General features: G+C 44.5%; 11 protein-coding genes and 1 other annotated feature. Of the genes, 10 read left to right on the top strand and 1 reads right to left on the bottom strand.

The features are described from left to right. Nucleotides 1-214 precede the first annotated feature (214 nt). The 5 genes from FZC78_RS17600 (at nucleotide 215) to FZC78_RS17580 (ending at nucleotide 4,656) form a co-directional block, all read left to right on the top strand. Entirely contained in the window at nucleotides 215-1,090 is an 876-nt protein-coding gene (locus FZC78_RS17600) for an alpha/beta fold hydrolase (RefSeq protein WP_148941408.1), read from the top strand. A gap of 88 nt (nucleotides 1,091-1,178) precedes the next feature. Further along, a complete protein-coding gene (locus FZC78_RS17595) occupies nucleotides 1,179-1,388 on the top strand; it encodes a hypothetical protein (protein ID WP_148941407.1) in 210 nt (69 codons plus the stop codon). Between the two features lie 332 nt (nucleotides 1,389-1,720). After that, nucleotides 1,721-2,920, top strand: coding sequence for a quaternary amine ABC transporter ATP-binding protein (locus FZC78_RS17590; protein WP_148941406.1), 1,200 nt, complete (start codon nucleotides 1,721-1,723; stop codon nucleotides 2,918-2,920). Next, nucleotides 2,917-3,747 (top strand): ABC transporter permease, encoded by an 831-nt coding sequence (locus FZC78_RS17585; RefSeq protein ID WP_148941405.1) that lies wholly within the window; start codon nucleotides 2,917-2,919, stop codon nucleotides 3,745-3,747. The genes FZC78_RS17590 and FZC78_RS17585 overlap by 4 nt, the downstream gene beginning before the upstream one ends. 18 nt (nucleotides 3,748-3,765) lie before the next feature. Continuing rightward, nucleotides 3,766-4,656 carry a glycine betaine ABC transporter substrate-binding protein gene (locus tag FZC78_RS17580; RefSeq protein ID WP_148941404.1) on the top strand — a complete coding sequence of 297 codons (891 nt, stop codon included), beginning with the start codon at nucleotides 3,766-3,768 and terminating at the stop codon, nucleotides 4,654-4,656. Nucleotides 4,657-4,943: 287 nt separating this feature from the next. Here the strand turns inward: FZC78_RS17580 and liaG are convergent, their stop codons facing one another. Beyond that, nucleotides 4,944-5,810 carry a LiaG family protein gene (liaG, locus tag FZC78_RS17575; RefSeq protein WP_148941403.1) on the bottom strand — a complete coding sequence of 289 codons (867 nt, stop codon included), beginning with the start codon at nucleotides 5,808-5,810 and terminating at the stop codon, nucleotides 4,944-4,946. 266 nt (nucleotides 5,811-6,076) lie between these two features. Here liaG and FZC78_RS17570 point away from each other — a divergent pair, with 266 nt between their 5' ends. From FZC78_RS17570 to FZC78_RS17545, 5 genes are all read left to right on the top strand, one after another. Next, nucleotides 6,077-6,616 carry a CBO0543 family protein gene (locus FZC78_RS17570; RefSeq protein ID WP_252183667.1) on the top strand — a complete coding sequence of 180 codons (540 nt, stop codon included), beginning with the start codon at nucleotides 6,077-6,079 and terminating at the stop codon, nucleotides 6,614-6,616. Between the two features lie 159 nt (nucleotides 6,617-6,775). After that, nucleotides 6,776-6,988: a binding site (T-box leader), on the top strand. A 192-nt stretch (nucleotides 6,989-7,180) separates the two neighbouring features. Continuing rightward, nucleotides 7,181-8,428, top strand: a complete 1,248-nt coding sequence (gene tyrS, locus FZC78_RS17565; RefSeq protein WP_148941402.1) for a tyrosine--tRNA ligase — start codon at nucleotides 7,181-7,183, stop codon at nucleotides 8,426-8,428. A 118-nt stretch (nucleotides 8,429-8,546) separates the two neighbouring features. Next, nucleotides 8,547-8,747 carry a cold-shock protein gene (locus FZC78_RS17560; protein ID WP_148941401.1) on the top strand — a complete coding sequence of 67 codons (201 nt, stop codon included), beginning with the start codon at nucleotides 8,547-8,549 and terminating at the stop codon, nucleotides 8,745-8,747. 535 nt (nucleotides 8,748-9,282) lie between these two features. Then, a complete protein-coding gene (locus FZC78_RS17550) occupies nucleotides 9,283-9,828 on the top strand; it encodes a GNAT family N-acetyltransferase (RefSeq protein ID WP_148941400.1) in 546 nt (181 codons plus the stop codon). 54 nt (nucleotides 9,829-9,882) lie between these two features. Then, nucleotides 9,883-10,803, top strand: coding sequence for a DUF1002 domain-containing protein (locus FZC78_RS17545; RefSeq protein ID WP_148941399.1), 921 nt, complete (start codon nucleotides 9,883-9,885; stop codon nucleotides 10,801-10,803). The last annotated feature ends 938 nt before the right edge of the window (nucleotides 10,804-11,741 follow it).

The raw sequence follows: 11,741 nt of genomic DNA, 5'->3' as shown, positions 1-11,741 counted from the left end.
TTGTACTTTTTTGCTTCTCACCTGACAATATAAAATCGTAAAAACAGTTATTTCTATTTACCTTCTCAATTGAGAAGAGAGGTCTTAAGGACTAGGTTCTAAAGTAGCATAAACTGTGATGAACTTAGTATCCTCTCTAAGATTGAACAGTTTGTACGGCTGATACGGAGGGGAATATATACACAAACGAGGATATGAAAGGGCGAGTAGCAATATGCAGGACAGCATAAACTTTATGTTCAAACATTCATCAGGAAGAAAAATCACTTATAAAAAGATTGGCGACCCTGCCGGAATACCGTTCCTTTACTTTCATGGCTGGGGATCTGCTGCTTCCTCAATCTTTTTTGATGAAACATTTCTGGATGAAAATCAGATGTTTATCCTTATGGTGAACCGGCCTGGCTATGGCGGATCAGGCTTCCTTGAAGGGTATACAATGTACGACCATGCTGAAGACGTGAATGAAGTGCTCGATTACCTGGGAATCGAACGGGCTCATTGCTTCGGGTGGTCAAATGGTGCTTTATTCTTGCAAGTGTTCGCTTCTAAGTATCCGCGAAAGGTAACTTCTTTGTCATTGGCAGGCAGTGCCATTCCCCTGGAAAGCAAAGAAAGCCGAGACTATTTGCCGGCTCGGTGGAAAATTATCCGAAGAACGTTTAAATTAGCCCCTTCTTTTACCAGGGGGTATTTGAGACACATCAATAAGATTTGGACTGGCCGTATAGAAAGAATGCTATTAAGGCTGCTGAGAAGGGAAAGTGAAGACAAGAATCTGGAAGACCTGAAAGGACAATTGAAAAAGCAAACAGCTGAAGGACTGTGGGAAGCTTACCGAACGAAAGGCTGGTCCGAATATGCCGAACTTCGGGCGGTGGTGGTCCCCTTTACTCTTCCGGATGGGAACCCTCCATTTCAGGTTTATGTCTGGTATGGAGAGAAGGATAGCATCTGGCCAAAGAAGACTGCAGTCTATTTGCAGAAGAAATACCAAGGATCACAGCTGAATGAGATAAAGGAAGAAGGGCATTTCTTCTTTTTGATTTGCTGGAAGAGCATAGTGGAGAATGTTTTATCAAACGAATAGGCAAAGGAGAAGGGGAAAGCCTATAAAATGGCGGTTGTAACCGCATATGAAATAATGCTCCGGCTAAAGCCGAAGGAGGATGTAGTCAATGGTCAAGCGAAGACATGACAATAGAGCGAAAGAACAACTCAAGTCAGTATCAAGGGAAACTGACAACCCGGCTATTCTGAATGATGTCATCAATACAGAATTGGGTGCCATGCCGGGCGTGACAGCAGAAGAACTGACAACAGCAGAAAAATACTCTGTCAGGAATTCAACTGACGGCAAGACGTGGAATAGTGTTGATGACCGGTGAAAGGGCCTTGAGTGGGTCCTTTTTTGTTGAGTAATTTTGGGAGAGACCCCCTAAAAGTCAAATTTGACGCGGGGGTGTCCTTCGTGGAGTACCCGAGAGACCCCAAAAGCCATTTCAAGAGGTGCCGGTGTCCTTCGTGAAGTTCCCGAATGCACCCAGTAATCTGTAAGTGTCCTTCAAGCACCATGCGAGCCTCGTGAGTCCAGTTTTTAGCGAGGAAGTCCCCTTGAAAACAGACCTCCTTTTCACTTATGAAAAATACACCCGGCAAGTATGAAATGGTGAAAATGACAAATAGTAATGTCAGAGAGTTTATAAAAGGAGACATGCTTATGTATAAGATTGAGGTCAATAACCTTACTAAAATCTTCGGCTCCAGTCCCAAGGAAGGGCTTAAGCGGTTAAATGAGGGGCAGGGGAAGGAGAAAATCCTGGAAGAGACTGGCATGACCGTAGGGGTGAATAATGCTTCGTTTCAGGTGAAGGCAGGTGAGTTTTTCGTGATCATGGGTTTGTCCGGCAGCGGTAAATCCACGTTGATCCGGCTGGTAAATAGATTGATTGAACCAACAGCAGGCGAGGTATTGATTGACGGTCACAATATTACAGAGATGACGAAGACAGACCTCATGCTGACGAGGAGAAAAAAGCTTGCGATGGTGTTTCAAAAGTTCGCGCTGTTTCCTCATAGAACCGTGCAGGATAATGTCGAGTATGGTCTCGAGATTCAAGGGATTGCCAAAGAAGAACGCTCAAAAAAAGCCCTTAAATCCATTCACGACGTTGGGTTGAAAGGGTATGAAGGTAGTTATCCGGACCAGCTGAGCGGCGGAATGCAGCAACGGGTCGGACTGGCCCGTGCACTTGCCAACGATTCGGATATCCTTCTAATGGATGAAGCCTTCAGTGCCCTTGATCCGCTTATTCGAAAAGAGATGCAGGACGAGCTTTTGAGTCTGCAGAGCAAGCTGGGGAAAACGATTCTGTTCATAACTCATGACCTCGATGAAGCGCTGAAGCTCGGGGATCGCATTGCCATCATGAAAAATGGTTCGATTGTTCAGATCGGGACGGCCGAGGAAATTCTGGAAAATCCTGCAAATGAGTATGTATATAATTTCGTAGAGGATGTTGACCGTTCGAAGGTTCTGGTTGCCGGCAATGTCATGAAAAAACCGGATGTCGTCACGACGTGGAAAGATGGACCAAGGATGGCGGTCAAGAAAATGGAGGATGCAGGTCTGTCCAGTATATTTGTGGTGGACAAAGAGAAGAACCTGAAAGGGATTTTGACAATCGATTCTGCGATTCAAGCCTACAAGGAGAACAAGTGGGTGGAGGATGTGCTGGAGCAGGATTATTTTACAACCACTCCTGATACACCGTTGAACGATCTAATTGGTGTCGCAGCAGAGTCCAGATATCCAATCGCCGTGGTGGAGAAAAAAAAGCTGCTGGGAATCATCGTACGGGTATCGATTTTATCAGGGCTGGTACTTGGAAAAGAACAAAGTGAGGTGAAGGCGGAATGAACTATTTTACATTGCCGCTTGAGGAATGGACTAATGACTTTGTATACGAATGGCTGATTCCTGTGCTTGGTGGATTTTTCGAAGCAATCAGCGAAATTATTTCTTTTTTCATTAATGGAGTCGCGGATATTTTCACTTGGATTCCTGCTGAGGTCATGGCGATCATACTCATTCTCCTGTCTTGGAAGTTTGCGGGAAAAGGAGTCGCGATCTTCACTTTGATTGGTGTGTTCTATCTTGGTTCGGTCAACCTTTGGGAAGACGCGATGCTGACATTGGCCGTCGTCGTGGTGGCGACGCTATTCTCAATAGTCCTCGGCGTACCGCTTGGAATTTTAGCGGCCAATTCGGAGGCTCTGGATAGAGTGCTCCGTCCGATACTTGATTTTATGCAGACCCTGCCCAGTTTTGTGTACCTGATTCCTGCCATTTTACTGTTTGGGCTGGGTGAAGTACCGGCAGTCATTTCTACCTTTGTCTTCGCTACGCCTCCTGCAGTCAGGATGACAACCTTGGCCATTAAGCAGGTGCCGGCTGACATGGTAGAGGCAGCCAAAGCGTTCGGCTCGACTTCCTGGCAGATGCTTACAAAGGTACAGCTTCCTGTTGCCGTTCCCACTATCATGGCGGGAATCAACCAAACGATCATGCTTGCACTCTCTATGGCCGTTATCGCCTCTATGATTGGAGCACCAGGACTTGGGTCAACTGTTTTAGCAGGTATTTCGAGTGTGAACGTAGGCCTTGGTCTGGTCGGTGGTCTTGGAATTGTTGTGCTTGCTATTATTCTGGATCGTATTACACAGGGACTGGGTCAGAAAAAATAAGGACAGGAGTGTTTGTCAATGAAAAAATGGAAGATAGGATTCATCCTGATGTTTGCTGCTTTCATGCTGACTGCCTGTGGTACAGGCGCTAATGATGAAGGAGAGGATAATGCCGAACAAAATGGAGGCAATAATGAAGGAATCACAATCAATTTTGGCGTGACTCCTTGGACAAGTACGGTGCCTCCAACTAAAGTCGCAAAGCTGATTCTTGAAGACATGGGATACACGGTCAATGAAACGAAAGCAGACGCCGGCGGGGTATACACCGGCCTGGCAAGGGGAGATTTGGATGTATTCATGGATGCCTGGCTTCCAGATATGCATGCCAACTATATGGAAAAGTATGGAGATAAGCTGGAAGATACAGCTGTCAGCTACAAAGAGGGAGAGCTTGGCTGGGTTATTCCCACTTATGTAGAGGGAATCGACTCTGTAGAAGATATTAAGGGAAAAGAAGACCTATTCGGCGGAAAGATGTATGGAATTGAAGAAGGAGCCGGGATGACAGTCACTTCAAGGGAAATGATTGATAAGCTCGGGCTGGATCTGGAATATGTGGCGTCAAGTGAAGGTGGAATGCTCGCGCAGGCTCAGAGGCTGATGGAAAAAGAAGAGCCGGTATTATTCCTCGGCTGGCGTCCTCATCCAATGTTTGTGAATTATGATTTGAAGGTTTTGGAAAGTCCTGATGACTACTTTCAAACATCTGAAGTTCATGTCATCACGAACAAGGAACTGAAAGACGATGCTGCAGAAGCCTACGAATTCCTCAGCAAGTGGAAAATGGATGTAGGCGACATTGAAGAAATGATTGTCAAAATTGACGAAGGGCAAGATCCCGAAGCCGTCGCACAGGAATGGATCGATAATCATAAGGAACAAGTGAAAGAAATGAAAGGGAAATAAGAAAGCATAAGTGGCCGTAGACCCAGAAGGGCTGGTCTTGGTGCTCAAACTAGAACCGCGCCTAAGTTCCAATTCACAAATTCCCTTAAGACTCATGGGATTTCAAAAATAAAGAGGAGAGGTCTCAAAAAAGCATTTTAGAGACCCTTGAAATCTCAAGATTAAAGATAAGAGTTCTCAAGCGGCATTCTTGAGATAGAAATAAAGACTAAAGGATTGGAGGATGCCAATTCTTTAGTCCCTTAAATCATAAGAGGGATAGTCTTTGTTTGCGCTTTAAAGTGCCATCAATAGATTCTTACGTCCCCGCTGGATACTGAGATTTCAATGTCATATTGACCAGAACCATGAGTGCCAGAAATATCACCGTCATCCACCTTTTGGGACTTCAACGGAAATTCACTGGAGATGTTGCCGCTGCTTGCCTCTCCGGTAAGGGTGAAGCTGCTGTCATCAGGAAGATCCAAGTCGACATTTCCTGAGCTGAGGTCAAAGCTGATGTCGCCTTTTAATTCAGCCAATTCCACATGCACCTCTCCAGACGAAAGTTCTCCTTTTAACGGTCCGGAATAGTCAATCAGTTCTACCTCGCCGGAACTGATTTCCACGGTTCCCTCCTCCGCAGCAAACCGGTCAACGATGAGGCTTCCGGATGAACCGCTATGAACGAATTTGACAGTTTTTATATCGGTTAACTCAAGATTACCCGAGCTCATATCTGTTTTTAAAGTATCGAGCACCATCGGTTGGGAAGCTGACTCTCCTTCAAATACAAGGCTGCCGGAACCGATATTGATGTCCATGCTGCGGTCAAAATGTTCCGGGATGAAGACAGTCAATTCAGAATCATGGTTGAATGACATCCAGCTGAACCACTTCCGCTTCACTTCTACTTTAATTTCATCGCCTTTTGAGCTGACGATTAAATTGCCCTTGCCCTTCAGCTCGGCTTTCACATCATCCCTTTCTTCTGGGATGATTACTGTATTACTGCTTGGAATGTCAATTTTAAGGGAATTTACCCTATCATTGACTGCAACGCTGTTGTCCCCGGTGCGTTTCCCTGAAGCAAACAAAGAAGTATGATCGTTGAGAATAAGCAGGACGGAACCAACGACCAGGACAGCAATGATAATCGCGAATAAGTTTTTCATTGTTTTCCCTCATTTCATCAGCTATTCAATATCTTTATCTTATTCGGATTACCAACTTTATACAATAACACCCGCGGTTTATTTTTTAATAAGACCAGAGGCTTAGAAGGTATTGCTTCGGTATATCTGCCGCCGTATTTTTCTCGGTGATTTAAGGGGTTATTTCCGAAAGTTGCATTCCATAACGCAGCAGAGTTGATGAAAAAGCCCGCTTTAAAGAAGAAATAGTAGTTCTGTAGTTATAAAAATCCTGCTAAAGAGAGAGAATGGAACTAAAACGGGAGAATGAAAACATGTATTTGCTCCTTGTTGTGCTTGTTTATATCATTTTTGCGAAGATTTTTGTGGATTGGAAACGCTGGCAGGATTATTATCCGACCGTACAATATTATCTTATCTGCAACCTCGCTTATAATTTTATTTTCTACAATCATACATTGTGGAAATATAAGGCCGTTACAGTAGATTGGCTGAACCATACCCTGATTGAACTGACATTTTCTTTTTTTATACTGCCAATTGTCATCATGATCTATTTACGCTATTACCCACAAGGAAAAAAGTCATATGTATATGTCTTGATCTGGATTATCTATTTTACTTTTCTGGAATTCCTGTTTTACAAAAGAGGATTGTTTATATACGAAAATGGATGGAGTGTAGGCTGGTCTCTTGTTTTTAACATTATTATGTTTGTGATGCTTCGGATGCACTATAAAAATAAGCTGCTTGCTTTAATAGTCTCTATCCCCATCATTGCGGTCTTGCTAATGTTCTTTCATCCGTCTCTTGGAGATATGAAATAGAAGGTGTCTGTATGTCTTATTTTTCCCTTCCTGTATTTCTCGTCTTATTATTAGCTACCTATTTCTTGATGGGGCTTTACTTGAAAAGGCGCAAAGACAAGATGAAATAAAAACTTCTTGTATTTCAGTGGAAGATTCGTTACACTATTTCTAATTTAAAATTCAGCGTTGACAGGAATAAGTAGCAGCTCATCTCCCTATCTCAGAGAACCGGTGGAGGGTGAAAACCGGTATATAGATGAATGTGAATTACCTCCTCGAGCTTTCTTTGTGAAATTTCAGTAGCAAAGGACGGTGGATCCGTTATCTCTTTGAGTGGAGGAGCGATCTTCAACGAGGGTGGTACCGCGTGCAAAAAACCACGTCCCTTTTTTGGGACGTGGTTTTTTTGTGTTTTTAAACTGTTCTTTTTTAGGGGTATTGCTGCAATAAAGGAAAGGGATTGCCGGCTGGTCCAACAGGAGAGTGCCCTGCTCGTGATGCAGTGACCGTGCTTAATGAGAGCTATGTTCGCACAGCGAAACCGACCGCAATTTAAAAAGTTCTAAAAGGAGGAGAACAAGGATGGCAGATTGGATGAAAGACCTGAATGAAGACCAGTTAAATGAAGTAGAGAGGCAATTCGACATCTATGCCGGCGGAACGCAGGAAGTCATTCCGGAAGCCGAACTTAAGCAAAAGATCGCAAAATCGATCAAGACCAATACACCATTGAAAATTAAGCTTGGGCTCGACCCATCTGCTCCTGATGTCCATATAGGGCACACGGTTGTGTTGAATAAAATGAGACAATTCCAGGAGAATGGGCATATTGTTCAGTTGATCATCGGAGATTTCACTGGGAAAATCGGTGATCCTACCGGCAAGTCGGCGGCTAGGAAGCAGTTGACAGATGAAGAGGTGAAGCACAATGCCCAAACCTACTTTGAGCAGTTCGGGAAAGTGCTGGATAAAGAGAAAGTGGAATTGTTTTATAACTCAAAGTGGCTGAAGAATTTGAACTTGGAAGATGTCATCCACCTGGCTGGGAGCATCACTGTCGCAAGGCTCCTTGAACGGAATGATTTTTCCGAAAGACTTTCAACGGGAAAACCGATTTCCCTGCATGAATTCTTCTACCCGCTTATGCAGGGCTACGATTCCGTGGTCCTTGAAAGTGATGTAGAACTCGGTGGTACCGACCAGCATTTTAATGTGCTCATGGGCAGGGGCCTGCAGGAGCATTATGGTAAAGAAAAACAAGTCGCTATGATGCTTCCGCTGCTGGAGGGCTTTGATGGCAAGGAGAAAATGTCCAAGTCGAAACACAACTACATTGGGATCGACGAAGAACCTAAAGAAATGTTCGGAAAGACAATGTCCATTCCTGATGAACTGATGATAAAGTACTTTGAACTTGCTACTGATCTGACGTTAGAAGAAAAAAATCAGATCAGGGAAGGTTTGGAGACTGGCGGCCTGCACCCTCGTGATGCAAAAATGCTTTTGGGCAGCACGCTTGTAATAATGTTCCATGGAGAGGAAGCGGATGAAAAAGCTCAAGAGCAGTTCAAGGCGATCTTCCAAAAAGGGGCTGTGCCGGATGATATCCCTGTTGTTTTGTGGAAAAAGAGCAGGACTGTACCGGTTATTGAGCTTCTTGTTGATCTGAAAATGCTCCCTTCGAAAAGTGAAGCCCGCAGAATGATTGCTAACGGAGGAGTGAAAATCAGCGGCAGCAAAGTGGAAGATCCGGCCCTCGAGGTATCCCTTACAGATGGTTTGATTATCGGTGTAGGAAAACGTAAATTCATTAAAATTCAAGTGAGTTAAAAAAGTTTTAAAAAAATATGGGAAATGATGTTTAAGGCGGATTCTGCTGGGTATAATAAATTAAGTAAAATACTATAACGAAATTTTTGTTTTGTTAGACATTAGGAGGAAACGAAAAATGGAACAAGGTAAAGTAAAATGGTTCAACAGTGAAAAAGGTTTTGGATTCATCGAGCGCGAAGGTGGAGACGATGTATTCGTACACTTCTCAGCAATTCAAGGTGAAGGGTACAAATCATTAGACGAAGGCCAAGAAGTAACTTTCGATATCGAAGAAGGCCAACGCGGTCCTCAAGCGACAAACGTTCAAAAAGCCTAATATGAGTCAATTGATAAAACAAGTTCCCGGTTCCGGGGACTTGTTTTTTTGTTGTTTGCCAGGAGGTTATGAAATTATCCGCTGTGGACGTAACAAAAGCGAAAGCGCCCTGGTCAGCCCCGACAGGCAAATGTTCCTCAGAGAAAAAAAGGCATTCTTTCCTTTTATTCTCTGAGGGTTATTTGACCCCGAGGGGCTAGGCGCTGAAGCTGGACGTAACAAAAGCGAAAGCGTCCTGGTCAGCCCCGACAGGCAAATGTTCCACAGAGAAAAAAAGGCGTTCTTTCCTTTTATTCTCTGAGGGTTATTTGACCCCGAGGGGCTAGGCGCTGAAGCTGGACGTAACAAAAGCGAAAGCGTCCTGGTCAGCCCCGACAGGCAAATGTTCCACAGAGAAAAAAAGGCGTTCTTTCCTTTTATTCTCTGAGGGTTATTTGACCCCGAGGGGCTAGGCGCTGAAGCTGGACGTAAATAACACACCTAGTGTCACTTGTATCAAGATGGGGTATTAAATGGGCAAAAAGGCGGTGCGAGGATGATTGAATTGCATTATTTTGCGGAAGATGATTTTGATCAGTTAATAGGATGGTTTAGTTTTAAAAAAGAATATATTCAATGGGGCGGCGGTGGATTCGGTTATCCGCTTACCAGGGAGAAACTTTATTCCCATATCGATAAAGCCAATCAAGAGGACAGTGAAAAGCTTATCTATAAGGTGGTCGAGAAATCTTCTGGAAAAGCGGTCGGGCATATTTCTTTGGAGAGCATCGATACGAAAAATAATTCGGCGAGAGTCTGCCGAGTGCTCGTTGGGGACGATTCCATGCGGGGCAAAGGCGTCGGGGAAGCTATGATGAAAGAAATACTGAAGGTTGCATTTGAGGAACTCAACCTCCATCGGGTCAGCCTGGGTGTTTATGATTTCAACCATTCGGCCATCAAATGCTACGAGAAGGCGGGCTTTCAAAAAGAAGGGCTGAAACGCGATGTCCAAAGGTATGAAGACGAGTACTGGAACCTTTGGGAGATGAGTATCCTGGAGGATGAATGGAAGAAAAAAGTAGACATATTATTAGAGTAAAGTGATATGATGTTCCTGTAAGCTATCTTTTAAGAAAAAAGGAGAACTATCTGAATGATGAAGCAATGGAGTAAGATCGCTTTAATTCTTGCAGTCTTTTTTGGTCTATTCGCGAGCAGTACAGTCATGGCAGCAGATAATGAAACAAACAAAGAAAGTATAAATGAAAAGTTCGGTCTTCCCATCGTTGTATTGGGAGAGTCCCTATCTGAAGAACAAAAAGAAGAGGTCAGGAAAGCACTCGAAGTGGACGACCCTGAAATGGTAGAGGAAATCACAGTGACAGGTGAAGACCTGGCTCGTTATATTCAAGGGGAAGACAGAAATGCAAGGATGTTTTCTTCTGCTAAAATCACGAGAAAAGAAAAAGGCGAAGGCCTTATTATAGAAAGAGCGACCCCTGGCAACATCACAGAAGTAACGGATGAAATGTACGCCAATGCTTTATTGACAGCCGGAGTAGAGGATGCGACGGTGGTCGTGGCATCGCCAATCAAGGTGAGCGGGCACTCGGCCCTTACAGGTATCTATAAAGCTTATGAAGTCAGCGGGGAGAAGCTGGATACAGTCAGAATGGAAGTCGCCAATGAAGAGTTGGGAATTGCCACTGAATTGGCGAAAGAGGAAGGAATGGACCAGGAAAAGGTCAGTGAACTTCTGACAGAAATCAAAAAGCAGATTGCCGAGCAAAATCCTGCGACAAAAGAAGATGTTGAACGGATTGTGAGCGAGCAGCTGCAGAAGCTTAATATCGAATTGAGCCCTGAAGACCGCCAGCTGCTTATCGATTTATTCGATAAGATGAGAAACCTTGATATCAATTTCGATAACGTCAAAGGACAGCTCGAAGATATCTCGAATGATATCAAAAAAAGGCTTGATGAAGTGGTCGGTGAAGAAGGAAAAGGATTCTTGCAGGGAATTCTCGATTTCTTCCGTAATTTATTTCAATCAATAGCAGATTTATTTAAGTAAACTTGTAAAAGGTTCCTGAGCAGCATAAGCCAGGAACCTTTTTATATTCAGAGCCGGAATCTGAGGACATATCTTCGCTCAAAACTAGCCACTCATGTATCCAGCGCCTCGCCCTGAGGACATATCTTCACTCAAAACCAGCCACTCATGTATCCAGCGTCTCGCCCTGAGGACATATCTTCGCTCAAAACCAGCCACTCATGTATCCAGCGCCTCGCCCTGAGGACATATCTTCGCTCGAAACCAGCCACTCATGTATCCAGCGCCTCGATCTGAGTACATATCTTCGCTCAAAACCAGCCACTCATGTACCCATCGGCGCTGCTTGAGGGCATATCTTCGCTCAAAACCAGCCACTCATGTACCAAGCGGCGCGATCTGAGTACATATCTTCGCTCAAAACCAGCCACTCATGTACCCATCGCCGCTGCTTGAGTACATATCTTCCCTCAAAATCAGTCACTCATGTACCCATCGCCGCTGCTTGAGTACATATCTTCGCTCAAAACCAGCCACTCATGTACCCATCGCCGCTGCTTGAGTACATATCTTCCCTCAAAACCAGYCACTCATGTACCCACCGCCCCGATCTGAGTACATATCTTCACTCAAAACCAGTCACTCATGTACCCAGCGCCGCGATCTGAGTACATATCTTCCTTCAAAATCAGCCACTCATGTACCCAGCGCCGCGATCTGAGTACATATCTTCGCTCAAAACCAGCCAAACATGTACCCATCGCCGCGATCTGAGGACATATCTTCGCTCGAAATCAGTCACTCATGTACCCATCGCCGCGATCTGAGGACATATCTTCGCTCAAAACCAGCCACTCATGTATCCAGCGCCTCGCCCTGAGGGCATATCTTCGCTCAAAACCAGCCACTCATGTACCCATCGGCGCGATCTGGTTACATATCTTCGCTCAAAACCAGCC

This window comes from Rossellomorea vietnamensis, from assembly GCF_008180415.1.
Lineage (GTDB): Bacteria > Bacillota > Bacilli > Bacillales > Bacillaceae_B > Rossellomorea > Rossellomorea vietnamensis_C.
Note: the sequence above shows the minus strand (reverse complement) of the source record. Positions and strands in the feature narration are given on the sequence as shown.